Source organism: Catenisphaera adipataccumulans (assembly GCF_014202755.1).
GTDB lineage: Bacteria > Bacillota_I > Bacilli_A > Erysipelotrichales > Erysipelotrichaceae > Catenisphaera > Catenisphaera adipataccumulans.
Genome location: NZ_JACHHK010000003.1, coordinates 289,747 through 314,716 on the forward strand (window position 1 = coordinate 289,747; position 24,970 = coordinate 314,716).

A 24,970-nucleotide genomic window follows, 5' to 3' on the forward strand; every position below is an offset into this window, starting at 1 on the left:
TACCATATCACAAAATGATCCGCAGATTCTATAATTATGATATTCTATTCGTATGAAACAAATCACGATCGGTCTGGTCGCCCATGTGGATGCAGGGAAAACGACCACCATTGAAAGTATATTATACGAAGCCGGGGCCATTCGTCATTTCGGCCGGGTGGATCATCAGGACGCCTTTTTAGACTACAATGAACAAGAGCGCAGCCGCGGCATCACGATCTACGCCAAAGAAGCCCGCTTTACCTGGCACGATGCCGAAGTCTGCCTGATCGATACCCCGGGTCATATTGATTTCTCCAGTGAAATGGAACGTACGCTTCAAGTACTGGATGCGGCCATTCTGATCATCAACGGACAGGACGGCGTCCAAAGCCATACCCGTACGATCTGGGACTGTCTGCAGCACTACCACATTCCAACCTATGTGTTCGTCAATAAAATGGACATTTCCTATCAAACACCCGCCCAGCTGATGGCCGATCTGCAGAAAGAATGCAGCGAAAACTGCATTCACTGGAATCAGGAAGACACATGGGAAAACTGTGCCACCATCAACGATGAAATGTTGGAGGCATTCGTTGAAAACGGGACCATTGATGAACCGTCCATCCGTCAAGCTATCCGCAGCCGGGAATTGTTTCCGGTTTGTTTCGGCAGTGCCTTAAAACGCGAAGGCATCAAAGAACTGATCGACCTGGCCGTCCGTTACACTGAACCGCCGGCGGCCAAAGAAACATTTGGAGCCAAAGTATTTCTGGTGACCGAGGATGAACAAGGCCATCCGCTGACTCATATCAAGATGACCGGCGGCACCCTGAAAGTCAAAGAAACGATCGATGAACAGAAAGTCGATCAGATCCGGCTGTATCATGGCACTTCCTATACCGCCGTCGAAGCAGTACAGGCAGGGATGATCTGTGCATTAAAAGGTTTAAAAGATACCTATCCAGGACAAGGATTAGGCAGTGAACCGGACAGCGAGGCCCCGGTTCTGCAGGCGTACATGAGCTACCAAATGATGCTTCCGGAAACGGTCGATCCGCTGCAGATGATGAACGTGCTCGAACCGATCGCCAGAGAAGATCCCCAGCTGCAGATCGAATACGATGAACGCCGCCATCAGATTTCGGTCCGCATCATGGGTGAGATGCAGATGCAGGTGCTGCAGAAAACGATCGCCGATCAATGCGGGGTGACCGTTGGTTTTCAAGCCGGTAAAGTCGTGCTGAAAGAAACCATTGCCGAGCCTGTATACGGCGTCGGTCATTTCGAGCCGCTGCGTCATTATGCCGAGGTGCTGCTGAAGATCGAGCCGCTGCCGCGCGGAGCCGGCATCAAGGTGGACAACCGCTGCCCGATGGAACACCTGGCATACAATTGGCAAAGCGCAATTGTACGCCAGTTAACGGAACGCACACAAATTGGTGTACTGACCGGCAGTGCGCTGACCGATGTGAAATTCACGCTGCTTGGCGGCAAGGCCAATGTCAAGCATACCTCCGGCGGCGATTTCCGGCAGGCAACAAGCCGTGCGGTACGGCAGGGATTGATGAAAGCACAGAATATTCTGCTTGAGCCGTACTATCAGTTTACGATCACTGTGCCGAATGCCGTATTAAGCAATGTGCTCTATGATCTGGATCAACGCGGCGCACAGGTGGACGTTGCCCAAAGCGACAGCCAAATGATCATTACCGGCACCGGTCCGGTCCGTCAGCTGGCCAATTATCAAATGCGTCTGACTGCCATCACCAAAGGCCAAGGCACATTTACCTGCACCCTGGCCGGTTACGAAGAAAGTCCGGATGCCGAAGCATTGATCCAAGCGGCGGAATATGATCCGGAAAGCGACCGCCGTCATCCAACTGGTTCGGTGTTCTGTACCCATGGATCCTCGTTTTCTGTACCGTATGATGAAGTCGAGAATTACATGCACCTGCAATGGGACCATTCAACATCGTCCGGTTCTTATCATGCCGTGCGTTATACGATCAGCGAAGAAGAAGCCAAACGCGTATTCAGCCAGGTCTCCGGCCGTAACCGCAGTGAAAAAAAGATAGACCGCCGGCCAAAGAAAAAAATCGATCTGGAGGCCCAGCCGATCCGTTCACAAACCGTCAAACCGACCTGTATCGTGGTCGACGGCTACAATCAGATTTTTTCCTGGGACAGCTTGAGAGAACTGGCCCGCAAAGATTATGATGCCGCCAGAGACCGTCTGATCCAGGTATTGGTGGATTATCAGGCCTTTCATAATTACCGGATGATCCTTGTATTTGATGCCTATCGGGTGCCGGGCAGCCAGCCGCACGATCAGACCTTGGAAAATACGACCATCGTTTATACCCGCCATGGCCAGACAGCCGACAGTTATATCGAAAAAATCGTCGGCGATCTGCAGAAGGAATACAACGTGATCGTGGCCAGTTCCGACGGCTTGATCCAAAACTCGATCCTGGCGCAGGGAGCCCGACGCATGTCCAGCCGGGAACTGGAACACCAGGCACTGCGGGTCAGTGAACAGGCCAAAGCGTATATAAAATAACGATCGGATATTCATCCGATCGTTTATTCGTTATAGATCAATGCCATGAACACAAGATCCTCATCATATGGATTGGATAAGCCGTGGCTCTGTCCCGGTTCAATGATGCAGCAGTCGCCCGGGCCGACTTTATGCACCGTGCCGTCGGCATCCGTAAAATCACCGTGCCCCGATAAGATGTAATACGGTTCGGTATTGTGAACATGAGTGTGAACGCCGATGCCGGCTTTAGGCGGCATCACTACGCGCGCATACATCGTACCGTGGCCGTACAGCTCTTCTGTTTCCAAAATGTGATAGAACGTCAGTTCGCCGGGGCCGCCTTTCAAGTTCTTTTTAATTTCTTTTCTCTCTTTACGAATCATCTGCTTGTTTCCTTTCTGCTTCGACCTGACGGTCGATATCCATCTGTCCTCTGCGGATCATCTGCCGCATCAGGACCACCATCAGCATCATGATGACCGTTGCGGCAATGATGTCGATCGGCATAGCTGCCGCGGCATCGATCCCCAACGCATCGACGATACCGGTAATGACAAAGAAAAATGAAGCACAAAGCTCATATAAATCAACGGTGTTCATCGTTTGATGCAGCCAGTCCCGGCGCAGAGGTCTCATCTGGCTGCGCAGCCACAAATCGAACAACTGGATCAGCGTAAAAACAAAAACTGCCATGATCATGGCTTGATAATATAAATAAGCCCGCAGCTGGAACGCTGAATATAAGATCACTCCATACATTGCCAGCGCAAGGATCAGCAGATTCCAGCCGATCCGGATAGCGGCCGCCCGCTGACGGTCATGGCTGCCGCGGCGCAGCCTGAGCAAGGCCAGCCGGCAGATACACATCGCGGTATATTCGCAGCCGATCGCGGCGACCCAGATATAATGGTGATGCAGCCCGATATACAAAAATAAAATGGCCAGGATCGGTTCACCGAAGACCCGCAGTACGGCATATAACACTCTTCGGTTCTGACGGTAACGCAGCCCGGCAATTGCTTTGCGCTCGTTCAAAAAACGATACGTAAACTTATGTGCGACTTCGATGACCGTAACAACCGCAAACAGGGCCCAATAAATAAAAACAATGTTACGGACCCATGTTTGTGTTGTCACCATCAGCGCAATCGCACCGATGATTGCCAGACACGTCAGGATCAGATACCCTTGTACGATTTTTATCATACTATAATCATACCATATTCTGCGCGGTTCTTTCCACAGCCCTAATAATCAAGAGCCCTGCGCATCTGATACCATACGGCACCGCCGTGCATCGATAAATCGGTGACTCCTTCATCGATAAATCCAAAACGTGCATAGTACGGGATCATATGCTCTTTGCATGTCAAAACAATGCCGGACCGATGCTGCTTCCGGCAGTCTTCGATGACCGCATTCAGGACCGCTGTCGCATAGCCTTGATTCCGGTATTCCGGCAGCGTGTTGACGCCGAAGATCATTTGCCAGTGGCCTTTTTCATTATGCATTTCGGCATGTTCATACATCGCATCCGTCAAATTCAGATAGTCGGTCACGAAACCGTCCGCAAAACTGACAATGCCCTGTTTTTCCGCCGCCAGCCAAAAATGATTGCCATAGTACTGCACCCGATGAGCGATCTCAGCAGCGCTGGCTGCTTCCGCTTCCGGAAAACAACGTGATTCAATTTGAGCCAGCTGCCATATGTCTCTTTCTGTCGCATGTCTGATGTTCATACTTTTATTGTACACAAAATTAAAAATTATTGAACAAAAAAAATGATCCTTTCGGATCATTTTAACGACTGAAAATACCCTTCTTGGTAGGCCACCAAGCCGGGGATGATCGATTTAATGGAAATATTGGTCGTGTTGACCATCAAATCACACGTCAGTGGATTGCCCCATTCCCGATCGCCGATCAAGTCACGGTAATGTGAGCGATTGCGGTCAGTGGCTTTGATGAATTTCTTGTATTCCCAATCCGTTCGTTCATGCCCGTGATCGCGCCTGCGGCAGCGTTCGATGCGCGCCGCCATTTCGGCATACACAAAAATCCGCAGTGGGTGGTAATCCGCAAGAATGACATCGGCAGCCCGGCCGACGATCACACAATCGGATTTCTCTGCCAGTTCTTTGATGATTTCATTCTGCTGCGCCATGATGTTGTTTTGATAACGGATCGGCTCCAGAGAAAATGAATTTGAGTAAGTGATCGGGTAATAGAAAGAGATCCGCTTTTCGGAAATCCCCTCCAGATATTCTTCCGCCAGTCCGCTCTTTTGTGCCAATGCTTCCACGATTTCCTTATCGTAGTACGCAATATCCAGTGCTTCCGCCAGGCGTTTGCCCAGTTCGCGGCCGCCGCTGCCTAACTCGCGGCTAATGGTAATGATCCGATTCATAAGACCTCCGTAACACGTAATATTAATACAAGCATTGTAACACAATTATAGAAAAAAATACCGCCGATTTTACAGCGGTATTTCATCAATGAATATCTTTGCCTTTAAACTGCAGCCGGGCCAGTGCTCTGGCCATCGCTGCCTGCGAAAGTTTGTATTCCTCGATCGACTGTTTCTGACGCAGACGTTCCCGCGCCCGGTCATACGCTTCCCGCGCCCGGCGGCGGTCCAGCTGCTCCTGCGTCTCACAGGTATCTACGGTCACTTTGGCACTGTTCTCTGAAAACATGACCGTACCCAGCCCGCAGACAACTTCCAGTTCCGAATCATCCGGTTTCCGGATCCGCAGCTCCCCAGGCAATACGGCACTGATCACGGCCGCATGGTCGGCCAGATACTGTGTGCTGCCATTGGGTGTCTGTACGGTCAGACAGACGGCTTGATCATCGTAAAAGACATGATCGCTGGCCAGGACCTTCAAATCAAATGGTTTCATGGTCATGCTTCGGTCTTCGCTTTCTTCAGGACATCATCGATCGTGCCGACATTGAAGAATGCCGTCTCCGGATATTCATCCATTTCACCGTTCAAGATTGCCGCAAATCCCTTGACCGTTTCATCCACCGGTACATACGTTCCCGGAATACCGGTAAATTGTTCAGCGACATGGAACGGCTGCGCCATAAAGTTACGGATCCGGCGCGCCCGGGCAACGATCTTCTGATCCTCTTCAGACAGCTCATCCATACCTAAGATAGCGATGATATCCTGCAGCTCTTTGTATTTCTGCAGATACTGCAGCACTTTCTGTGCGGTCTCATAGTGTTCTTCGCCGACGATGTTCGGATCCAGGATCCGGGAATTGGACTCCAGCGGATCGACTGCCGGATAAATGCCCTGCTCGACGATCTTCCGCGACAGCACCGTGGTCGCATCCAAGTGCTCGAAAGTGGTTGCCGGCGCCGGGTCGGTCAAGTCATCGGCCGGCACATAGACTGCCTGTACCGAGGTGATCGAACCATTCTTGGTCGAGGCGATCCGTTCCTGCAGCTGGCCCATTTCATTGGCCAGGGTCGGCTGATAACCGACTGCCGAAGGCATCCGGCCCAGCAGAGAGGATACCTCACTGCCTGCCTGCACAAAACGGAAGATGTTATCGAAGAACAGCAGCACATCTTTATGTTCCTGATCACGGAAATATTCCGCCATTGTCAGGCCCGTTTCTGCGACCCGCATCCGGGCGCCCGGGCTTTCATTCATCTGACCGAAAACCAGTGCGGTATTGTTTATGACACCGGATTCGGTCATTTCGCTCCATAAATCATTTCCTTCCCGGCTTCGTTCGCCGACACCGGTAAAAATCGAATAGCCGTCGTGTTCTGCGGAAATGTTGCGGATCAGTTCCTGGATCAGCACCGTTTTACCGACACCGGCACCGCCGAACAGGCCGACTTTTCCGCCTTTGGCATAAGGCGCCATCAGGTCGATGACTTTGATACCGGTCTCTAACATTTCCCGTACCGGCGACTGATCGGCAAAAACCGGCGGCTTGCGGTGGATCTCCCACTCTTCAGCATCTGTGATCGGATCTTTGCCGTCGATCGTATCTCCTAATACATTAAACAAACGGCCCAGGTTTTGTTCACCGACCGGCACCTCGATACCGATGCCTTTGGACAAGACCGGCATATCTTTTTGTAAACCTTCGCTGGCCGAAAGCATAATGCAGCGTACGGTATCGTTGCCGACATGTTCGACAACTTCCATGACGGCTTTCTTGCCGTGGTTGTCGACCTGAAGTGCCGTTTTAATGTACGGCAGCGGTTTTTCGTCAAACCGCACATCGACGACCGGCCCCATAACTTGAGTGATTCTTCCGACTTGTATCATTCCGCGAGGCTCCTTTCTTTCTTTTTCTTTTTTGCCAGTTGCTGCTTACGAGCTTTTTCGCCCGCAGCGACTTCCGTGATCTCCTGCGTGATCTTCGCCTGGCGGACACGGTTGTACTGCAGCGAAAGCTGCGCGATCAATTCCTGGCCGTTTTTATTTGCCGCATCCATTGCCTGCATCCTGGCATAGTGCTCGGAACAATAGGACTGGACCAGGGCACTGAAGATATAACCGGATAAGAAATCCGGCACGGCAATATCCAACAGATCGTGCGGGCTTGGCTCAAGCGTGAAATTTTCTTCGTATTTCCCTTTTTCTTGCTGCGCAATGACGACTTCTTTATTCAGCCGGTACAGCGGCAGCAGCTGCATGACGTCTGATGTATAAACGGTACCGGCTTTCATAGCCGTGTACACCAGATATACCTCATCGACTTCCCCATTTTCAAACAGATCCAGCATCCGGCCTGCAATATGGCGGGCGCGCGGAATACTTGGATCCTGAGCAGTATATTGGAAATGCTCATCAATATTGACATGACGATGCATGAAATACTGACGGCCGACTTCACCGGCCACGTACAGGCGCGGATCCTCGCAGCCCTGCATGATCGTTTCCGTCATCTTGATGACATTGTGGTTATACGAACCGGCCAAGCCTTTATCCGCGGTCACACAAATGATCGCACGGCGGGCATGACTGGCATCGGTAAATTCACGGTCATCCAGATACGGGTGTTCAAATTCATCCGGCAGGTTTTGAAGAACTTTGCTTAAGACGGTCTGACTGGCATCGAAATACGGACGGTTGTCCGCCAGTGATTTCTTGGCCTTATTGATTTTTGTGGATGAAATCATGTACATCGCATTCGTGATCTTCATCGTACTTTTGATACTGTTGATGCGATCCCTGATTTCCCGCAAGGCAGCCATCTTACGCTTGGCTCTCCTTAAAGCCGTCTGCCGTCTGTAAAATTTCTTCTTTCAATTCTGGTTCCAGACGTCCGGTCCGCCGGTATTGATCCAGCAGATCTTCGTGTTCCTCATGGAACCATGCGACCATCTTCATCATATACGGACGGACTTCCTTGACCGGCAGTTCCTCCAGTGAAGGATGGTTGGCCAAGATCAACATCAATACTTCATCAACCTGCGATACGGGATGATTCTGCGGCTGTTTCAGCAGTTCCATCAATACCGCACCATGTGACAGCAGTTTTTCCGTCGACTCATCCAGATCGGATGAAAACTGCGTAAATTCTTTCATTTCACGATAACGGGCCAGATCGATCCGCAAGGAACCGGAGGCGGTCTTCATCGCTTTGGTCTGAGCAGCACCGCCGACACGGGAAACCGACAAGCCGACATTGACGGCCGGCCGCTGTCCTTCAAAAAACAAGTCACTTTCCAAAAAGATCTGACCGTCGGTAATGGAAATTACGTTGGTCGGAATATAGGCGCTGACATCACCGTCCTGGGTTTCAATGATCGGCAGAGCTGTGATCGATCCGCCGCCGACCAGACGGCTGCTGCGCTCCAATAAACGCGAATGTAAATAGAAGACATCGCCCGGATAAGCTTCCCGGCCCGGACTGCGGCCCAGCAGCAGCGACAGCGTTCGATAAGCCACCGCATGCTTGCTTAAATCATCGTAAACGATCAAGACATCTTTGCCTTGGCGCATGAAATATTCCGCCAGCGATGTGGCCGAATACGGCGCGATATACTGCAGCGAAGCCGGATCGGCAGCTGTAGAATTGACAACGATCGTATAATCCAGCGCACCGGCTGCCCGTAAGACATTGACAATATTCGCTACGGTACTTGCCTTCTGTGCGATCGAAACATAGATACAAATACAGTTTTGATCCTTCTGGTTCAAAATAGTATCAATGGCAATACTTGTTTTGCCGGTCTGACGGTCACCGATGATCAGCTCACGCTGACCGCGGCCGATCGGGAACATTGAATCAATGGCCAGGATACCGGTTGCCAGCGGTTCGGCCACCGGCTTGCGGGCAATGATGCTTGGCGCCGGTTCTTCGATCGGACGGTACCCGTCGGCATGTATATCCCCGCGGGCATCGATCGGGTTGCCTAACGCATCCACGACCCGGCCCAGGAATTCTTCACCGACCGGCATGCCGGCTTTCTTACCGGTACCGGAAACACGGGTCCCTTCGCCGATGGTGCCTTCGGTATCAAATAAGATCACACCGATCTCATCTTCGCCAATATTCTGCACCATGCCTTTGGTGCCGTTTTCAAAGACCACGACTTCGCCGTACATCACATGATCCAAGCCGCGGATCAACGCAATGCCGTCGCCGACTTCTTCCACCTCGCCGACTTCATTGTGTTTCGCTTCAGCATGAAACCGGTCGATGGCTTCTTTCAGGATAGAGACCAGACTGCCGTCTTCTTCGGCTTTGATCGCATCCGCTTTGGCCTGATCGATCGCATCGACCAGCTGTTCCTGACGGCCGCGGATGCTCCAGTCGAATTCATCACTGCCGACGGTCAGAATGAAACCGCCCTTCACGGATGAATCGATTTCGACATCCAGATCAACATCCTGCGTATGGTATTTTTTTTGAACAAATTGCTTCAGTTGTTCTTCCTGTTCCTCGGTAGGACGAGTAACGCACCGGAGAACGGCGCGCAGACTGTTCGATGTTTCACTCATCGTCTCACCTTCCTATTCATCCATTTCTTTCAGGAATTTATCGTATAATTCTTGATCGCTTTTTTCGTTGGAAATCTTCAACGAAGCATCTTCGATCATCGTGCTGATTTCTTCCTTCGCTTTCTGTTTTTCCTCCATGATCACCAGCTTCGTATCATGACGAGCTTCTTCCAGAATTTCATCCGACTGCTTCTTCGCATCCGCGATGATGGAATCGTAAACTTCGTTCGCCTCACGTTTTGCCTTCCGCACGGCTTCTTTGCGGTTTTGTTCAATTTCGGCCAAACGGGCGTCCGCTTCTTTGTTTTTCGATTGAGCTTCTTCCGTTTTTGTTTTGATATCTTGATAAGTAGCGTCGATTTCTGCGTTCCTTTGGGCAATGACTTTCCGTATGGGTTTAAACAGGAACTTCATCATCAACCAATATAAGACCAGCAGGTTGATGATCGTGCAGATCAGATTGAAGACATCAAAATGCAGCAGATCTACATTTACTGTATCCATTAATCTGTCCTCTATTTACCTAAAATAAAGATAATCAGAAGACCCAGAACGAATCCATAAATGGCGGTTGCTTCCGCCAATGCACTACCCAATAATAAGTTTCTCATGATCTTGCCGTCAGCTTCCGGCTGCTGCGCGATCGCCTTCACTGCGGAGCTGGTCGCAATACCGATACCAATACCGGCGCCAACACAAGCCAGTGCGGCAATACCTACACCCAATGCTGTTGAACTCATATACATTTCCTCCTCTATTCCGTTGCATCTGCAATATACAACGATGTCAAAAATACAAATACGTACGCTTGAATCAAGCCGTCGAATATATCAAAATATAAACTGAAGATTGCAGGGATAATCGCCGGGCAGACCAGCTTGATCATTTCCATGATGACAAAGGCTCCCAACACGTTTCCGAACAATCGCATACATAATGACAGCGGCCGAATGAACACTTCCAGAATATTGATCGGTGTAACGATGGCGATCGGCTGTGCAAAACTCTTCAGCCAGCCTTTGACACCGCGCGCATGCACACCGGCAGCCTCGATCAATACGATGCTCATGATGGCCAGACCGGCCGTAACATTGATATCTTTCGTCGGCGGTTTGAGGCCGATGATCCCGATCAAATTGGCAAAGCCGAGAAACAGCAGCACCGTAGCAATATATCCGCTGTACTGTTTTCCTTTTGCCCCCAACATGCCTTCCGTCAGTGCGTCCAATTTCGTTACGATCACTTCTGCCGCCGCCTGACGACGACTCGGATGCTGTACAGATAAACCATGTCCAAGCCATGCCGCAATCAAAACCATGATCAACATGATGATCCATGTCACGACGACGGATTCAAATATTTTAAAATGAAAAATCGTAAATACCGTCTCGACATTTAATTGACTGACCAGGTCTTGAACAAACTCTTCCACATCCCCACTTCCTTTCCAATAAAAAAACAAAAAAGCGCCAAAAAAAGTTTCCTTTCTTTCCCCGGCACCATTGTCTTTTCTTATGTAATATATTCTTTTTTTATCTACATTTCAAGCTATTTTTATCATAAAAAAAGCCGGATCAGCTATGATCCAGTTTCGTTTCCCGATTCTGCTGCCGCTGACGGCTGAGATACCAGTTACTGGAAGCCGTCCAAACGTTTTTCGTCCAGTTGGAAAACCAGATGCATGAAAACAAATACACGAAGATCGCGATCCGGTTGCCGAACACCGGCACAAGCAGGTGATAGACCGGCAGATCCATATTGATGGCCGGATTCATATTAAACAAATTGATGCCATGATATGGATAAATGATCGCATTCAGCACACCGGCAATCAGGCAGCACGTCAGATAGACCCAGGTGGCCTTGGTGAAATCCTGCGACGGCCGGATCGTCTGCATCCAGATATGGCCGCAGCGCCAGCCCAGATAAATCTGGAAAATATGCCACGAATACGTGTGCGCAATCAGCTGCCACGCAGTATAATGCAGCCCTGTCCCCCCCAGCAGACCGGCGCATCCGCTGACCATCCCGTAGGTCATCATATACCGCAGGATGATGCTTCGATGCTTTTCATTGAGCCAGGGCATGGCCGCCATAAAATACATCGGCAGACTGCACATTTGAAACGGAAAGTGCCACCATGAATAATGACCGCTGATGTATGTTAAAAACAACTGTTTCCAAATCTCGAAACCGATCATGATCAATCCGCAAATTTGTAAGAAACGTACATCCTTCCTTTGCATACCAACATCCTTCCTTTGCATACCAACATAATAAGAAAAAAAATGTCATATTTCAACATACAAAAGCAGGTCATTTGTTGAGTATTTACTCCTTTTGGAAGGATAAATACGCATGATAGGAGCGGTCGCTGCGCCCCTGACAATGCAGATAGCCGCTGTTCATCTCCAGCATCTCTGCTTCATCCCAAGCCGGGACCGACGGCATCTTCAGCCTTTGAAACGGAATGCCCTTCTCCCAGACGATCCGGCGCAGATACGCATCGACCGCGTCCTGGACCGAGATCCCCAGCGGCTCTAAGACATTCGCAGCCGAATGGATCAACGCCGCCGGGACCTCGATACGGCAGGTTTCCATAAGCTCACCTCCGAGCGTTATATACGGTCCGTTGGTGCTTTTGAACAAAATTCCTCACGGGCCGCCGCAACCTGCCGGATATGATCTTCGTCCGTCTGACAGCACCCGCCGACCGCTTTGGCACCGGCTTTCATCCAGATCAGCGCATAATCTTTGAATCGAAGCGCCTGCTTCGCGCCGTACCACTTTTTGGTCAGCGGATCATATTGTTCCCCGCTGTTTGGATATACACTGATCGGCAGCGAGGTTGAGGTTTTCAGTTCTTTGATCAAGGATTCAATATATTTGGGATGTGTGCAGTTGACACCGATCATCCGTAAATGTGGATGTCCTGATGATAGTTCGGCGGCACAATCGGCGATCAAATCGCCTTCATTGATATGTTTTCCGTCCGCGCAGGAAAAACTGATCGCATAATCGGCACCAAGCTGCTCCGCGAGTTCTGCTTCGATCAGCGCTTCCTGCAGCGACGGCTGGGTTTCGATCATCAATACATCCGCACCTGCCTGCCAGAGCAGTTCCATGCGGCGGGCATGAAAGTCCCGGAGGACTTCATCGCTGACGCCATAATGACCGCGGTATTCCGAACCGTCTGCCAGATATGCTCCGTAAGGACCGACAGCGCCCAGGCAGACGGGATAAGCACGCCCGGCAGCCTTGCCCTCCTGCTGCCACCACTCTTCCCGGGCTTCCCGAAAAATAGTGACCGCAGATCGGATCAGCGCTTCCGCTTCTTGTTGGGAGTACCCGCGCTCGATCAGCCGCGGCAGACTGGCCTGATAGCTGTCGGTGATGCCGCAGTCTGCACCAGCCTGAAAATATTGGATATGAACTTGCTTGACCAGGTCCGGCCGGTCGGCCAGTACCTTTGCGGTCCATAAGGTATCGTTTAAATCACAGCCCAGATGTTCCAGACCGGTCGCCATGGAACCATCAATGACCATGACCTGATTCTGCTTTAGTATGGATTCAATCGTGGTGCGTTTCATAACTTGTCTCATCCTTTCCATAAATGACCGGCGCCGGGTGTTCGCCGCGGTCCAATGCCGGTATATATCGATCCCAGAAATCATGGAACAAGCGCATGATTTCTTTTCTCTGCGTATAAATAAAGATCAACGTGATAATAATATAAATGGCCGAAAGAATATCCGTCATCGCCCATAAAGAGTCCGCCTGGATGTTGTAAAAGAGCACGCATGGGATCATATAGTAGACCATGTAGATCCGCGTCGCAATACGGTTGGACCGCGTATCACCGAAGGCGTAATTCACCGATTTTTCACAGCTGTAATACATACCGATGATCGTGGTCCACGCAAAGACGACGATCGCGAGCGACAAGAACCAACCGCCAGCCTGGCCATAGGCCGTTTCAAACGCGACCGTCGTCAGTTCAGCACTGCTCACGTTCGGAAAATCCACATACACATTTGTCAGTAAAATAGACAGTGCCGTTACCGTGCAGACAACGATCGTGTCCAGGAAGACTTCGCCCCATCCCCAGCACGACTGCCGCACCGGGTGATCAGTCTTCGCACTGGCGTGTGCAATGATGCCGTAGCCGGTGCCCGCATCGTTGGAGTAAAGACCGCGGGCCACGCCATAACGGATGGCATCGCGGACGGTCGCGCCCGCAAAACCGCCGATGCCCGCCATCGGTGTAAAAGCTGACTTAAAAATCAGCGCAATCGTTGCCGGCAGGATATCCAAATGCATGATCAGGATCCCCAAACCACCTAAAATATAGACAAAAGCCATGAACGGCACGACCTTTTCCATCACGGACGAGATCCGGTGCAGACCGCCGAAGATCGTCACAAAACAAGTCACACCTAAAACAATGACACTGATCAGCGGATCGATCTGCAGTCCCTCTTGTAAAGAACTGGTCACCGCCTGTGTCTGGACACAGCACGTCCAGGGGCCGAGGATAAAACAAGCCGCCGCCAGCACCACCGCACCGCGTTTCCAGCCTAATGCGTTGCGCATCACAAACGAACGATCACACATATACTCATCGACAGACTTATTGTATTTGACCCGATAACGCTGGCCTAGGATGATCTCACAGGCCTTGGTGGACATGCCGAACAGACCGGAGATCCACATCCAGAAGATCGCCCCCGGGCCGCCGGACACAATGGCGGTCGCCACCCCGCCGATGTTGCCGACACCGATCGTATTGGCCATCGCGGTACAGGCGGCCGCAAAGCCGGAAACGGTACCCGTACCTTCACCGGGCTTGAACATCTTGCCAAAAGTATTGCGGTAGTTAAAGCGAATATTGCGGAAATTGTAGCGGAACCCGAATCGGATCGAAAGGTAGATGCCTGTGCCGATCAGGGCAATGGTCATCGGCGTTCCCCATAAAAAATCCGAAATCTGTGTCAGAATTTTCAAAAGCATAATTTCTCCCTCGTTTCAGTTCATAATTATAACATGCTATAATGAGTCCATGGAATTACCGAAAAGTTATATCCGGCAAATGGAAAATCTATTGCCGGACGAATATGATCGTTATTTTTCATCCCTGCAGGACCCCTCTTATACGGCCATCCGCGTGAATACGTTAAAGATCTCGGTCGAAGAATTCTGCCGTCGTTCACCGTTTGCGCTGAAGCCGGTCCCCTGGACCGCTGACGGTTTTTATGTCGATCCGGATGCACGCCCGGCCAAACATCCGTACTATGCTGCCGGCCTGTATTACATTCAGGAACCCTCGGCCATGCTTCCGGCCCAGCTGCTCCCCGTTAAAAAAGGCGATCATGTGCTGGATACTTGTGCTGCCCCGGGCGGCAAGAGCACGGAACTGGCCTGCAAGCTGCGGGGAACCGGACTGCTGGCAGCCAATGATATCAGCACTTCACGCTGCCAAAGCCTGCTGAAAAATCTGGAATCCTTCGGGACGCGCGATGCGATCATCTGCAGCGAGGATACCAGCCAACTGAAAAAACGATTTCCAAAACAGTTCGATGCGATCTTGGTCGATGCTCCCTGCAGCGGACAAGGCATGTTCCGTAAGGAACACCATCTCATTGACAGTTATCGACAAAAAGGGCCGGCATACTACGCGCCGATCCAGAAACAGATCCTCGATGATGCCGCTGATATGCTGCAGCCGGGCGGCCATCTGGTCTATTCGACCTGTACCTTTGCCCCGGAAGAAAACGAAGAGGTCATCCGTCATGTATTAAAGACGCATCCGGACCTAAAGCTGCTGCCGATCCCGATGACCGAAGGCTTTGTCGGCGGGATCGATATGCCGGAAGCAGTCCGGCTCTATCCACACCGGATCCAGGGAGAAGGTCATTTTGCCGCCTTGCTTCAGAATGCAGGCCAGCCTAAGTCCCATCAGCAGACCGTCAAAAGCGGACCTATCGATGCGGCTGCCCAAGAATTTCTGCGCCGCGTAGATCTGCCGGATCGATATTTTCAAAAGGGCGATAAAATCTTGTGGATGGCAGACCGTCTGCCGGAGCAGAAAGGCTGGCGGGTCTTACGTTCCGGGCTGCTGGCTAGTACGATCAAACGCGGCCGCTTTGAACCGGCACAGGCTCTGGCGCTCGCCTTGAAACCGGAACAATTCGATCAAACGGTTTCTTTTTCGCTTGATGACGAACGGGTCCTTCGTTACCTGCGCGGCGAAACCGTAATGGCTGATACGAAACAAAACGGCTGGACCTTAGTGTGCGTGGAAAATTTCCCGCTGGGTTTTGCGAAAGCTGAATCCGGACGGTTAAAAAATAAGCTTGAAAAAAGCCGGCGTTGGCAATAGCCTAACCGGCTTTTTGAATAGGCACAGGACTGCGTTTTTCAATAAATTTGTGCAGTTGTTCTTTTTGATAATCGTTCAAATCAACTGTTAAAAACGGGATCGTGCCGTCATCAAATGAAAAGATCATCAAATGTTCCGTTTCATCGACAGCTTTTATATCCATATAGCTGCATTTCATAAATGTGCCGCCGATGCGATAATGGATCACTTCCGCAAGACGCACCTGTACTTCAACCTCCTCGCTGCCGTATTCTTTCCGGTAGGTCTTCCGCAGCTGAGAGGCTGAATGACGACGCAGCAAAAACTGTCCGTCCAAATAAAGCATCAGCCCAATGGCCGCGGTCCATACCGCATAAAACAAGCCATTGCCGAAAACCAGGATCACAATGGCGGCTGCCCATGTCAGCAGTGCAGCGATCTTTAGAAAGCGTTCGGTTTTCTTCATCGTTGCGGCAACATACTCATCGATCAGTTCCCTGGTCAGCTTATACTTACATGTAAAATCTCTCTGTGCCATTTACACGCTTCCTTTCAAGACAACATCATCGCGGGTCACCTGCTGATTCAGCATCGGCTTTTCAAAATGAAACCGTTTTTCTTTCCAAAGCAGGATACTGATGGTCATATTATAAATTTTATCCATCTTCGACGTATCGAAAGAAACAATCACATCACCGGCTTTGACCGTATCGCCTACTTTGACGTGGGCGGTCATGCCTCTGCCCTGCAGCTCGACCGTATCGATCCCGACATGGACCAAGATTTCCAAGTCTTCTTCCGTCCGGATGCAGAACGCATGGCACGTCGGATACAGAAGGATGATCGTGCCTGCGCACGGGGCGCATACCTGCTGTTCATACGGTACGATCGCGACACCGTCCCCTAGATTTTTGGCCGCAATGACCTCATCCTGAACATCTGTCACATCGATACAATTCCCTTTACATGGGGAATAAAGCAGAACCGAATGCGGTTCTTTCCGATGCAGCCAATCAAACATATACAATTTCTCCTCACATTCCTATAAGATGATATGACGGTTCCCACAAACTGTCAATTCTCTTGAAACCGATCAAGATCCAGCTGTTTGATCACATGTGCCGGGTTGCCGGCCACGACGGCTCCATCCGGTACATCCTTGGTCACCACCGATCCGGCACCGACGATCGCATGCCGGCCGATTTCCACACCGGGCAGGATGACCGCATTAGCACCGATCCATGCACCTTTGCGGATGATGACCGGTTTACATAATAAAATCTGCCGATCATAGAAATCATGGTTGTTCGAAAGGATCGAGACATTGGCCGCTATTTGGACGTCATCTTCGATCGTTATGGTGCCGCGGGCCATAAACAACGCATTTGCGTTGATGAATACATGAGAACCGATGCAAAGTCGATCAAATGCTGCACCGGCAAACGGCGCAATAATGGTACTGCCTTCGCCCAGGCGGCTGCCCAGCAGCTCTTTGAGCAATGCCGCATATTCTGGCCGGGTCGGCTTCGTCTGCGTCAGACGGAAGACAAGGTCCGCATCATGGGCTGCCTGCTGCCGTTCTTTTTCTGTCGCTTTTCGCATATCATACTTTATTTCTTCACATTCCATGTCGTTCCTCCAACAGAAAAGGAAGAAAGCTATTTGGCTTTCTTCCCGATGGAAAACAGATTCTTGGTGCCGCGCTTCAGGACATCGAAGAAACTCAAGGAGCGGACCATACGGTCAGCGGGGACATAGTTTCGAATAGCACGGAGCATTTTCTTGTTGTCGCGTGCAGAAAACGTGTAGTTGCCGTTTTCTTTGGTCATGATCACGAAGCGGGAGATCTTCCGGCCGCCAAATAAGACGGAGGCGGCGATCAGGTCGATCTCGCTCCACGGAATTTGGACATAATCTTGTACGTTGCGATCATTATAGTATTCGAATGCTTTATCGCCGACCATCGCTTTGCCCACAGAAGTCAGTCCATACAAGGATGACGTCGGCATGGTCAGATCCACTTTGGTATTCTGCGACTGCACAGGCATATCAACACCTCTGTTTCTTTATCTTACAATAATCCGATCACACGACCGACGATACCTACACCAAAAAGGCACAGGATGATGACGATCGGAGATACTTCCTTTTTCAGCAAGTGGCAGATATACAGCGTCAGCAGTAAAGCAGCCAAACCTGGGATCAGTGAATCCAGGTTCTCCTGCAGAGTCGTGACCTTGACCTGATTCAAGGCACTGCTGCCGATGGAATCATACATCGTCAATGCTTCTTTGATGCCTTTGGTACCTTTCGGCAGGTTGCTCCAATCAATATAAGCACCTTCCGACTGCGTTACACGGGATACCACCGGTGTAAAACTGATGCTTACCCAACGCTGAACCAGGGCACCGATGATGAACATACCTAAGATACTTGCACCTTCGGTTACTTTTCCCAGCAGACCGCCGGACAAGTCTTTGGCAATATCGGTTCCGACTTTGTAGCCGAACTCCTGCGTGTACCACAAGAAAGCCACACGGATCACGTTCCATGCGATAAAGAAGATCAACGGTCCGGCGATGCTTCCGCTCATTGCCATAGAAGCACCCAGGGCGCCTAAGATCGGACGGATCGTGAACCAGAATACCGGGTCACCGACACCGGCCAACGGACCCATCATACCGACTTTTACACCTTGGATCGCCTGATCATCGACCGGAGCACCGTTGGCACGCTCTTCTTCCAGTGCCAAGGTAACACCGATGACCGGTGCAGATACATACGGGTGTGTGTTATAGAATTCCAAGTGACGCTTCAAAGCTGCTGCCTGGTCTTCTTTATTGGTGTACAACTTTTTGATGGCCGGGATCATCGCGAAGCACCAGCCACCATTCTGCATACGCTCATAGTTCCAGGATCCCTGAAGGAACTGATGACGGCGCATGACGGCCTTACGGTCTTGTTTTGTTAAGGTAATTTTTTCTGCCATGTTTCATTCCTCCTTCATCCTAGTAATCATTCAAGATATCACCCAACGGATCGCCGGTACCGGTATTTCCGGAACCGCCGCTGTTTTTCGCATTATCTTTCAAGCCTAAGTACAACAGCGCCAGTACGACACCGATCGCGCCCAAAGCGATCAGGGTCAGTTCCTGCAGCGTTGCGAAGACAAAACCTAAAGCGAAGAACGGCCAAGTTTCCTTGGTTGCCATCATGTTGATGATCATCGCATAACCAACAGCAGCGACCATACCGCCGCCAACCGACATACCGCCGGTCAGCCAGTCCGGCATCGCATTCAAGGCATTGGTTACGACCGAAGCCGGAACCAGGCACAATGCCATGGCCGGGATCGCAATACGCAGACCCTGCATCAGGATGGCAATGATCTGCCAACGGTCGATAGCTGCGAAGTTTGCCTTTTCTGCCGCTGCATCCATCGCGTGCACAATCGGGATGGCGATCGTACGGCAGACCATCGTTAAGAACAGACCTGCAACGCTCAGCGGCACAGCTACGGCAATGGATGTATTGATGGCATTGCTGACATCAACATCACCGCCGCTCAAACCTTTTACCATGATGATCGCACTGGCAACAGCGGCCAATGCAGCATCCGGTGCTACGGCAGCACCGATATTTGCCCAGCCCAGGGCAATCATTTGCAGCGAACCACCTAAGATGATTCCTTCTCTTAAGTGTCCGGTTACTAATCCGATCAACGTACATGCGACCAGCGGCTGGTGGAATTCGAACTCATCCAAAATTCCTTCCATGCCGGCCAGCATAGATACGATAAAGACCAGAATAAGTGTAATTGCTGACATTCTTATTCCTCCTATTTACATGCCGAGCTCTTTTTTAGCTTTCTTCAGCAGATCGTCAATATTTTCTTTGCTGTCGCTCGGTACTTTGCGGACATCAAAGGTGATGCCCTTAGCTTTTAATTCTTCTAATGTCTTTACATCATCCGGTCCCATGGCGATGGCGTTGTTGACAACGACTTTACCCTGTGAATGGGCCATTGAACCTAAGTTGACGGTCTTGATGTCGACGCCGCCTTCTACCGCTTTCAGTAAATCCTGCGGTGTCTCAAACAAAAGCATGGCTTTCGTTGCACCAAAACGGACATCTTTGGAAACGTCGATCATTTTCTGGATCGGAACAACGTGCGCTTTTACGCCCGGAGGCGCTGCCTGTTCGATCATGCTTTTACGCAGATCGTCTTTGGCGACCGCGTCGGATACAACGATGATACGATCCGGCTGTACGGCTTTTGTCCATGTGGTCGCAACCTGTCCGTGCAGCAGGCGGGTATCCACACGTGCCAATCCGATCTTGATGTGTCCGTCTCCCAGAACCGTTCCCGGCGGGATGGCGCCCTGCATCTGCGGTGCAGCTCCCGCATTGGCTTTTTCTTCTTTCTTCGGTTCCAAAGAACCTGGCTGCGGTTTGATACCTTCTCTTGCCGATTCGATAATATGCGTGGCAATACTGTGTGCCGTCGCATCTTCCTGCATTCTTGCTGCATAAGCTTCCAGCAGCATCGGCAGATTCAAACCGGTAACGATTGCCCAAGTGTCTTCGTGTCCGTCAATGTATCCGTTGGCTTGGTTGAACGGTGTTCCGCCCCATAAGTCGATCAGGAACAAAACTTGTTCCGGATCATCAAAGGACGCAACCGCATCTTCCATTTTTTTGCGGATATCATCCGGACCTTCACTTGGCATTAAAGTCACAGCAGCGACATTCGGCTGATTGCCGAAGATCATTTCGCCGGACTGTTTGATTCCTTCGGCGAATTTTCCGTGACTTCCGATGATAATTCCTACCATTATTTTTTCTTCCTTTCTCCTCGAGCATCCAAGCAAGTCAAAATAAAAGCCAGCACGGCGGCCATACTTTAACTTACTTATTGTTCGTTATTATCTTAACATCTTTTATTTTGAATTGGAAACGATTTCACTATATTATTTCTGAATTCTCGACATTTTTTCACATAATTTAGCTTATATTTTTCTTCTTTTTTCACATTCATCTCATTATTTCGGATAATTTTATCTGATTTTTTCGTTTTTTTGAACAGATATTGAACTTCATGTTGGATAACGGATTTTCTCATTTTACTTGTCTGCCGCTTCTTCATTTTTTCCCTTATAATAGAAATGAGGTGATCAAATAATGCTCCAAAATATCCTGAAAAAGAAAAACTGCCGGGTGCTGGATCATGTGGAAAACTGGCAGGACGCCGTTCACGCGGCATTAGCACCGCTGCTGGCAGAGGGCGCCTGTGATGAACGATACGAACAAGCCGTCTTCGACAACACTGAAAAATACGGTGCCTACTATGTACTGACCGATGACATGGCACTGATCCATGCATCCAATGAAGCCGATGTATACGATACCCAGATGGCAGTCACTATTTTAAAGAAGCCTGTCCAGTTCACAACGGACGGTCCAGGTATCCGGATCCTGATCGCGTTATGCGCCAAAGACAATTCATCCCACATGGAAGGCATGATGGCCGTAGCAACGATCTTCGGCGATGACGGCAATGTCGGGCCGCTTTTAGAAGCAAAAGACAGCGAATCAATTTATAATGTTTTCATGCAGGCGGCAGAAAAAAATGCGTAACCATGACGGTTTACGCATTTTCTTTTTCCAGTTCTTCCAGGATCTTTGTGCCTGAGCTTGTGCCGATCCGGGTCGCGCCGGCATCGATCATTGCTTTGCATGTCTTCCAGTCTCGGATCCCGCCGCTGGCTTTGACCTCGACCGCATCACCGACCGTATCCTTCATCAAACGAACCGCTCCGACGGTTGCCCCGCCAGTGCCGAATCCAGTACTCGTCTTGACGAAATCCGGCCGCACATCCACGGCGATCTTGCAGACCCACTGAATTTCCGATGGTTCCAGATAACATGTTTCCAGGATCACTTTGATTTTCTTGCCGGCATTGTGCACGATCGTCGTCAAGGTGCGCATTTCGTTTTCGATATACGCATGATCCTGCATCTTCACACGGCCGATATCCAGTACATAATCCACTTCATCGGCGCCCTTTGCGATGGCATCCATCACTTCATACTTTTTCGCATCCAGACCGCCTTGTCCCAGCGGGAAAGCAACGACACTGGTCACATGTACGCCGGTTCCCTTTAACTGTTCATGACAGAACGGCGTCCAGGCACTGCTGACGGCAACGCTGGCGGTATGCATGGCTTTGGCCTCATCACACAGTTTTTGTAAAATATCCTGCGTTGCGAATGCTTTCAAATACGTGTGATCGATCATATGTGCTACGGTTTGTGTTTTCATCCTTATTCTCCTTTTAAAATCTTATGAATTGTTTGATACATCGTTTCTTTATCTTTGCATCGTTCCAGGGCTGCAATATTGTCTTTCTTTGAAAAGACACGCAGAATATCGTTCATCACATGAATGTGCTTGATCTGGTCTTCCGCGCTCAGGCCTAAGATGATCCGTGCTTCCATGCCGTTTTCAAACGGTACCGGATGGCGGAACAGCGTGATTGCCACATCGACTTGTTTCACCCCATTGTCGATGCCGGAGTGTGCCAATACCACTTCATTGGCAATGAACATCTGATGATGGTTTTCCTGCGCCTGTACTACCGATTCAATGTACTGCCGGGTGATCGCATCGTTCATCAGCAGCGGGCGCAGCGCGCGGCGCAGGGCATCTTTCCTGTTGCAAGGTTCGTCGACGATCTGCAGATGGGTCGGTGTCAGAAAATGCAGCAGGCCCAGACCGTAATCACGGATCGGCGGCTGGCTCATCTGACCGTTGGAGAAAGCCGTGCGCAGATCCTTCTCTAGATCCGGCATTTTCGCTTCATCCACATATCGGCTGACGATCTTTAAGATCGTATCCATCTGGATCTGCGTGCTTGGTTCCAGTTCCATGCACTTGCGCAGAATGCTGACCCGGTCTTGTTCCGACAAGATCGGATGCACCAGCAGAAAATCTTTCTCACCGGGCAGATCGACCGTAGAAATGACAACATCATAATTATGATCCGGCCGGTATTGATTCAAGGAAATATTCTTGATCTCGGTCGCCTGCGGCACCATACTGCGGACTTCATTTTTCAGCATATTGCCGGCTCCGATGCCGTTGGGACAGATGATCAAGATCCGGTACGAATGTTTCGAGGACTCCAGCGGCGTCATGAAAGCGCCGAAATGAAGGGCAATGTACGCCACTTCTGTATCGTTGATCGTCATGCCCATTTCCGCTTCCACATTTTCCACCGCACGCTTGGTCAAATCAAACAATTCCCCATATTCCTTTTTGATCGTCTCCAACATCGGGTTGCCCCACTGCACGCCGTATCGGATCCGATAGAGCGAAGATTTTAAATGCGTCGCGATCGCGTTGATCAACTCCTCTTTGTCGTCAAATTCCACACCGGAAAGGGTTTCAAACGATTTTACCATGCTGCGGGCATATTCATAGGCCTTGGATTCGTCCTGCTTCAGGACATGCAGCGGCACTACCTGCAGACGGGAGCCTAACAGGTGCAGTGAAATATAAATTGTTTCCTGATCGGATAACGACGGAAAATATTTTCGGACCAACTGATATTCTTTCGTGCTGATAATTTCTTTGCGGTCCATATCCGAGAAATCGATCACATCGCTGCGGTACTCGATCGTGGACAAAAACGTTGCTAAGCCCGGCAGAACACCGCTGACGTATTCACAGTCCAGCTCTTCTTCGATCTTCTTGAAATTCGAGAGCGCTCTTTGAATACGCTGGTTCTGACTTTCAGAAAAGATCAAGGTCGAGAAATATTTCCAGACCTGCGGATAATAATAGAAGAACATCGCCCGCTTGCGGATCGGATCGCCGAAGATCCGATAACCAGTCTTGATCCGGTATTCCAATGTCAGCTGATTGGTTTCGACAACATCGGCCACCAGTTTCAAGTCTTTGACGATCGTATTCCGGCTGACATCGCACGTTTCCATAAAATCCTCAATATATAAATTCCGGCTGCGGATCACGATCATACATAAAATGATGCTCCGTCTTTCTTCCGGCGTATAGGAAACCTGTTTGTCGGCGCCGCGTTCAAACAGACTCTTGCGGATCATGGCTGCCTGATCCGCATGAATGGCAATGCCTTTGCCGCGTTTCTGTTCCAAGGCGGACAGCGAACGGGATCTCAGCCAGTCATCGATTTTATTGATGTCATAGTAAATGCTGCGCCGGCTGACATCCAACTGTTCAGATAAGTCGCCGATCTGCACATAACCATTCGCATTGACCAGGATCTTCAGGATTTCCTGACAGCGCCGGTCTAAATCAAATGTAATCGGCATACGTCCCTCCTATTCCTGCATGATTTTTTTGATTTTTCGATAATACGGTGTTCCTTTTAAATTCTTGCGGGCCTGCTGCAGTACCTTGAGGCCTTCCTGCTTCCGGCCGGCGTTCAGCAGCTGCACCCCTTCCAGATACTGCAGGAGACCTTTTTTAGAGCCTGTCGTTTCTTCCTCCTGCAGCAGACGCTCAATATACTCAATGTCTTCGCTTTTCTTTTCGATCAATACGCGGTATAAGACTTGATCAAATTCAAATTCATCAACGTTCTTCGTTGATTTCAACGTATCGAGCAGTTCTTTGCACATCGGCTGATCTTCGCGGTCAAGAAAATAATAGTATACCGCATCGGCAATGGCCGTCTTCTTTTTCGCTGAGACCGTGCTGTTCAGGATCTTATGCGTGTATTCCTTCACTTCTGCTTTCCGGTCCAGACCTAGATACAGCCGGATCAGATTTTTATTTTGTTCGTATTCGCCGAACAATGTACGGTACCGGCGGGATTTCAAAGTTTTTTCGGCTTCATCGTATTGCTCCGCTTCCATCGCCTTGGTGAAATGGTTCCATGTAAAGGAACGCAGCGCAAAGGGAATGGCCGCAGCGATCAATACAACTATGATCAGCAGTAAGACAATCATCGTTTTCCTCCTAACAATATTAAAATAGCATCTTTTGCCGACAGTCCGATACCAATTCCTTTCATTTTATTGTGCAATATGTGAAACCAGGCATTGCACAATTGCACATTGA

Annotated in this window: 28 protein-coding genes; 3 read left to right on the top strand and 25 right to left on the bottom strand. The window is 50.1% G+C overall.

Features of this window, described 5'->3' with window-relative positions; genetic code table 11:
• Positions 1–52: 52 nt before the first annotated feature.
• On the top strand, positions 53–2,545 hold the full coding sequence (locus HNQ47_RS05480) for a translation factor GTPase family protein (RefSeq protein WP_183328357.1): 2,493 nt from the start codon (positions 53–55) through the stop codon (positions 2,543–2,545).
• Positions 2,546–2,568: 23 nt separating this feature from the next.
• Here the strand turns inward: HNQ47_RS05480 and HNQ47_RS05485 are convergent, their stop codons facing one another.
• The 15 genes from HNQ47_RS05485 to HNQ47_RS05555 form a co-directional block, all read right to left on the bottom strand.
• The gene (locus HNQ47_RS05485) at positions 2,569–2,910 is read right to left on the bottom strand and encodes a cupin domain-containing protein (protein ID WP_183328359.1); all 342 of its coding nucleotides are present in this window, start codon (positions 2,908–2,910) and stop codon (positions 2,569–2,571) included.
• Complete coding sequence (locus HNQ47_RS05490) at positions 2,900–3,733, bottom strand: hypothetical protein (protein ID WP_183328361.1); 834 nt, start codon at positions 3,731–3,733, stop codon at positions 2,900–2,902. The genes HNQ47_RS05485 and HNQ47_RS05490 overlap by 11 nt, the downstream gene beginning before the upstream one ends.
• A gap of 41 nt (positions 3,734–3,774) precedes the next feature.
• Entirely contained in the window at positions 3,775–4,266 is a 492-nt protein-coding gene (locus HNQ47_RS05495) for a GNAT family N-acetyltransferase (protein ID WP_183328363.1), read from the bottom strand.
• Between the two features lie 56 nt (positions 4,267–4,322).
• Positions 4,323–4,934: a cytidylate kinase-like family protein gene (locus tag HNQ47_RS05500; protein WP_183328365.1), complete on the bottom strand. Its 612-nt coding sequence runs from the start codon at positions 4,932–4,934 to the stop codon at positions 4,323–4,325.
• Positions 4,935–5,019: 85 nt separating this feature from the next.
• Entirely contained in the window at positions 5,020–5,430 is a 411-nt protein-coding gene (locus tag HNQ47_RS05505; RefSeq protein ID WP_183328367.1) for a FoF1 ATP synthase subunit delta/epsilon, read from the bottom strand.
• 2 nt (positions 5,431–5,432) lie between these two features.
• On the bottom strand, positions 5,433–6,824 hold the full coding sequence (gene atpD, locus HNQ47_RS05510) for a F0F1 ATP synthase subunit beta (protein ID WP_221248038.1): 1,392 nt from the start codon (positions 6,822–6,824) through the stop codon (positions 5,433–5,435).
• A complete protein-coding gene (atpG, locus tag HNQ47_RS05515; protein ID WP_183328369.1) occupies positions 6,821–7,756 on the bottom strand; it encodes an ATP synthase F1 subunit gamma in 936 nt (311 codons plus the stop codon). Before atpG ends, atpD begins: the two co-directional genes overlap by 4 nt.
• 1 nt (position 7,757) lies before the next feature.
• Entirely contained in the window at positions 7,758–9,509 is a 1,752-nt protein-coding gene (gene atpA / locus HNQ47_RS05520; protein ID WP_183328370.1) for a F0F1 ATP synthase subunit alpha, read from the bottom strand.
• A 12-nt stretch (positions 9,510–9,521) separates the two neighbouring features.
• The gene (locus tag HNQ47_RS05525) at positions 9,522–10,013 is read right to left on the bottom strand and encodes a F0F1 ATP synthase subunit B (protein ID WP_183328372.1); all 492 of its coding nucleotides are present in this window, start codon (positions 10,011–10,013) and stop codon (positions 9,522–9,524) included.
• 11 nt (positions 10,014–10,024) lie between these two features.
• Positions 10,025–10,249 carry an ATP synthase F0 subunit C gene (atpE, locus tag HNQ47_RS05530; protein WP_183328374.1) on the bottom strand — a complete coding sequence of 75 codons (225 nt, stop codon included), beginning with the start codon at positions 10,247–10,249 and terminating at the stop codon, positions 10,025–10,027.
• A gap of 14 nt (positions 10,250–10,263) precedes the next feature.
• Entirely contained in the window at positions 10,264–10,941 is a 678-nt protein-coding gene (locus HNQ47_RS05535; RefSeq protein ID WP_183328376.1) for a F0F1 ATP synthase subunit A, read from the bottom strand.
• A 142-nt stretch (positions 10,942–11,083) separates the two neighbouring features.
• Positions 11,084–11,755 (bottom strand): TMEM164 family acyltransferase, encoded by a 672-nt coding sequence (locus HNQ47_RS05540; protein WP_183328378.1) that lies wholly within the window; start codon positions 11,753–11,755, stop codon positions 11,084–11,086.
• An 85-nt stretch (positions 11,756–11,840) separates the two neighbouring features.
• Positions 11,841–12,110: a type II toxin-antitoxin system RelB/DinJ family antitoxin gene (locus HNQ47_RS05545; protein ID WP_183328380.1), complete on the bottom strand. Its 270-nt coding sequence runs from the start codon at positions 12,108–12,110 to the stop codon at positions 11,841–11,843.
• Between the two features lie 17 nt (positions 12,111–12,127).
• Positions 12,128–13,099 (bottom strand): homocysteine S-methyltransferase, encoded by a 972-nt coding sequence (gene mmuM, locus HNQ47_RS05550; RefSeq protein WP_183328382.1) that lies wholly within the window; start codon positions 13,097–13,099, stop codon positions 12,128–12,130.
• Positions 13,080–14,519: an alanine/glycine:cation symporter family protein gene (locus HNQ47_RS05555; protein ID WP_183328384.1), complete on the bottom strand. Its 1,440-nt coding sequence runs from the start codon at positions 14,517–14,519 to the stop codon at positions 13,080–13,082. Before HNQ47_RS05555 ends, mmuM begins: the two co-directional genes overlap by 20 nt.
• 49 nt (positions 14,520–14,568) lie before the next feature.
• Between HNQ47_RS05555 and HNQ47_RS05560 the strand changes: the two genes are divergently transcribed.
• Positions 14,569–15,888 carry an RsmB/NOP family class I SAM-dependent RNA methyltransferase gene (locus HNQ47_RS05560; RefSeq protein WP_183328386.1) on the top strand — a complete coding sequence of 440 codons (1,320 nt, stop codon included), beginning with the start codon at positions 14,569–14,571 and terminating at the stop codon, positions 15,886–15,888.
• A gap of 1 nt (position 15,889) precedes the next feature.
• On the opposite strand, the gene HNQ47_RS05565 is transcribed toward HNQ47_RS05560, so the two are convergent.
• The 7 genes from HNQ47_RS05565 to HNQ47_RS05595 are packed head-to-tail and all read right to left on the bottom strand — an operon-like array spanning position 15,890 to position 20,702.
• The gene (locus HNQ47_RS05565; protein ID WP_183328387.1) at positions 15,890–16,405 is read right to left on the bottom strand and encodes a hypothetical protein; all 516 of its coding nucleotides are present in this window, start codon (positions 16,403–16,405) and stop codon (positions 15,890–15,892) included.
• Positions 16,406–16,888: a PTS sugar transporter subunit IIA gene (locus HNQ47_RS05570; RefSeq protein ID WP_183328389.1), complete on the bottom strand. Its 483-nt coding sequence runs from the start codon at positions 16,886–16,888 to the stop codon at positions 16,406–16,408.
• A 53-nt stretch (positions 16,889–16,941) separates the two neighbouring features.
• Positions 16,942–17,496, bottom strand: a complete 555-nt coding sequence (locus HNQ47_RS05575; RefSeq protein ID WP_221248044.1) for an acyltransferase — start codon at positions 17,494–17,496, stop codon at positions 16,942–16,944.
• A 29-nt stretch (positions 17,497–17,525) separates the two neighbouring features.
• A complete protein-coding gene (locus tag HNQ47_RS05580) occupies positions 17,526–17,915 on the bottom strand; it encodes a DUF956 family protein (protein ID WP_183328391.1) in 390 nt (129 codons plus the stop codon).
• A 23-nt stretch (positions 17,916–17,938) separates the two neighbouring features.
• On the bottom strand, positions 17,939–18,856 hold the full coding sequence (locus HNQ47_RS05585; RefSeq protein WP_183328393.1) for a PTS system mannose/fructose/sorbose family transporter subunit IID: 918 nt from the start codon (positions 18,854–18,856) through the stop codon (positions 17,939–17,941).
• A gap of 19 nt (positions 18,857–18,875) precedes the next feature.
• Positions 18,876–19,694, bottom strand: a complete 819-nt coding sequence (locus HNQ47_RS05590) for a PTS mannose/fructose/sorbose transporter subunit IIC (RefSeq protein ID WP_183328395.1) — start codon at positions 19,692–19,694, stop codon at positions 18,876–18,878.
• Positions 19,695–19,709: 15 nt separating this feature from the next.
• Entirely contained in the window at positions 19,710–20,702 is a 993-nt protein-coding gene (locus tag HNQ47_RS05595) for a mannose/fructose/sorbose PTS transporter subunit IIA (RefSeq protein WP_183328397.1), read from the bottom strand.
• Positions 20,703–21,048: 346 nt separating this feature from the next.
• Between HNQ47_RS05595 and HNQ47_RS05600 the strand changes: the two genes are divergently transcribed.
• Complete coding sequence (locus tag HNQ47_RS05600) at positions 21,049–21,504, top strand: PTS sugar transporter subunit IIA (protein ID WP_183328399.1); 456 nt, start codon at positions 21,049–21,051, stop codon at positions 21,502–21,504.
• A 10-nt stretch (positions 21,505–21,514) separates the two neighbouring features.
• On the opposite strand, the gene deoC is transcribed toward HNQ47_RS05600, so the two are convergent.
• From deoC to HNQ47_RS05615, 3 genes are read right to left on the bottom strand one after another with little or no spacing between them, the layout of a single operon-like run.
• Entirely contained in the window at positions 21,515–22,189 is a 675-nt protein-coding gene (deoC, locus tag HNQ47_RS05605) for a deoxyribose-phosphate aldolase (RefSeq protein ID WP_183328401.1), read from the bottom strand.
• Between the two features lie 2 nt (positions 22,190–22,191).
• Positions 22,192–24,219 carry a BglG family transcription antiterminator gene (locus HNQ47_RS05610; RefSeq protein ID WP_183328402.1) on the bottom strand — a complete coding sequence of 676 codons (2,028 nt, stop codon included), beginning with the start codon at positions 24,217–24,219 and terminating at the stop codon, positions 22,192–22,194.
• A 9-nt stretch (positions 24,220–24,228) separates the two neighbouring features.
• Positions 24,229–24,858: a hypothetical protein gene (locus HNQ47_RS05615; protein WP_183328403.1), complete on the bottom strand. Its 630-nt coding sequence runs from the start codon at positions 24,856–24,858 to the stop codon at positions 24,229–24,231.
• Positions 24,859–24,970 lie beyond the last annotated feature (112 nt).

Bases quoted from the DNA above. Each gene is read 5' to 3' on its own strand.
- HNQ47_RS05480 (WP_183328357.1), top strand. From the start codon at position 53: ATGAAACAAATCACGATCGGTCTGGTCGCCCATGTGGATGCAGGGAAA.
- HNQ47_RS05485 (WP_183328359.1), bottom strand. From the start codon at position 2,910: ATGATTCGTAAAGAGAGAAAAGAAATTAAAAAGAACTTGAAAGGCGGC.
- HNQ47_RS05490 (WP_183328361.1), bottom strand. From the start codon at position 3,733: ATGATAAAAATCGTACAAGGGTATCTGATCCTGACGTGTCTGGCAATC.
- HNQ47_RS05495 (WP_183328363.1), bottom strand. From the start codon at position 4,266: ATGAACATCAGACATGCGACAGAAAGAGACATATGGCAGCTGGCTCAA.
- HNQ47_RS05500 (WP_183328365.1), bottom strand. From the start codon at position 4,934: ATGAATCGGATCATTACCATTAGCCGCGAGTTAGGCAGCGGCGGCCGC.
- HNQ47_RS05505 (WP_183328367.1), bottom strand. From the start codon at position 5,430: ATGAAACCATTTGATTTGAAGGTCCTGGCCAGCGATCATGTCTTTTAC.
- atpD (WP_221248038.1), bottom strand. From the start codon at position 6,824: ATGATACAAGTCGGAAGAATCACTCAAGTTATGGGGCCGGTCGTCGAT.
- atpG (WP_183328369.1), bottom strand. From the start codon at position 7,756: ATGGCTGCCTTGCGGGAAATCAGGGATCGCATCAACAGTATCAAAAGT.
- atpA (WP_183328370.1), bottom strand. From the start codon at position 9,509: ATGAGTGAAACATCGAACAGTCTGCGCGCCGTTCTCCGGTGCGTTACT.
- HNQ47_RS05525 (WP_183328372.1), bottom strand. From the start codon at position 10,013: ATGGATACAGTAAATGTAGATCTGCTGCATTTTGATGTCTTCAATCTG.
- atpE (WP_183328374.1), bottom strand. From the start codon at position 10,249: ATGAGTTCAACAGCATTGGGTGTAGGTATTGCCGCACTGGCTTGTGTT.
- HNQ47_RS05540 (WP_183328378.1), bottom strand. From the start codon at position 11,755: ATGCAAAGGAAGGATGTACGTTTCTTACAAATTTGCGGATTGATCATG.
- HNQ47_RS05545 (WP_183328380.1), bottom strand. From the start codon at position 12,110: ATGGAAACCTGCCGTATCGAGGTCCCGGCGGCGTTGATCCATTCGGCT.
- mmuM (WP_183328382.1), bottom strand. From the start codon at position 13,099: ATGAAACGCACCACGATTGAATCCATACTAAAGCAGAATCAGGTCATG.
- HNQ47_RS05555 (WP_183328384.1), bottom strand. From the start codon at position 14,519: ATGCTTTTGAAAATTCTGACACAGATTTCGGATTTTTTATGGGGAACG.
- HNQ47_RS05560 (WP_183328386.1), top strand. From the start codon at position 14,569: ATGGAATTACCGAAAAGTTATATCCGGCAAATGGAAAATCTATTGCCG.
- HNQ47_RS05565 (WP_183328387.1), bottom strand. From the start codon at position 16,405: ATGGCACAGAGAGATTTTACATGTAAGTATAAGCTGACCAGGGAACTG.
- HNQ47_RS05570 (WP_183328389.1), bottom strand. From the start codon at position 16,888: ATGTTTGATTGGCTGCATCGGAAAGAACCGCATTCGGTTCTGCTTTAT.
- HNQ47_RS05575 (WP_221248044.1), bottom strand. From the start codon at position 17,496: ATGGAATGTGAAGAAATAAAGTATGATATGCGAAAAGCGACAGAAAAA.
- HNQ47_RS05580 (WP_183328391.1), bottom strand. From the start codon at position 17,915: ATGCCTGTGCAGTCGCAGAATACCAAAGTGGATCTGACCATGCCGACG.
- HNQ47_RS05585 (WP_183328393.1), bottom strand. From the start codon at position 18,856: ATGGCAGAAAAAATTACCTTAACAAAACAAGACCGTAAGGCCGTCATG.
- HNQ47_RS05590 (WP_183328395.1), bottom strand. From the start codon at position 19,694: ATGTCAGCAATTACACTTATTCTGGTCTTTATCGTATCTATGCTGGCC.
- HNQ47_RS05595 (WP_183328397.1), bottom strand. From the start codon at position 20,702: ATGGTAGGAATTATCATCGGAAGTCACGGAAAATTCGCCGAAGGAATC.
- HNQ47_RS05600 (WP_183328399.1), top strand. From the start codon at position 21,049: ATGCTCCAAAATATCCTGAAAAAGAAAAACTGCCGGGTGCTGGATCAT.
- deoC (WP_183328401.1), bottom strand. From the start codon at position 22,189: ATGAAAACACAAACCGTAGCACATATGATCGATCACACGTATTTGAAA.
- HNQ47_RS05610 (WP_183328402.1), bottom strand. From the start codon at position 24,219: ATGCCGATTACATTTGATTTAGACCGGCGCTGTCAGGAAATCCTGAAG.
- HNQ47_RS05615 (WP_183328403.1), bottom strand. From the start codon at position 24,858: ATGATTGTCTTACTGCTGATCATAGTTGTATTGATCGCTGCGGCCATT.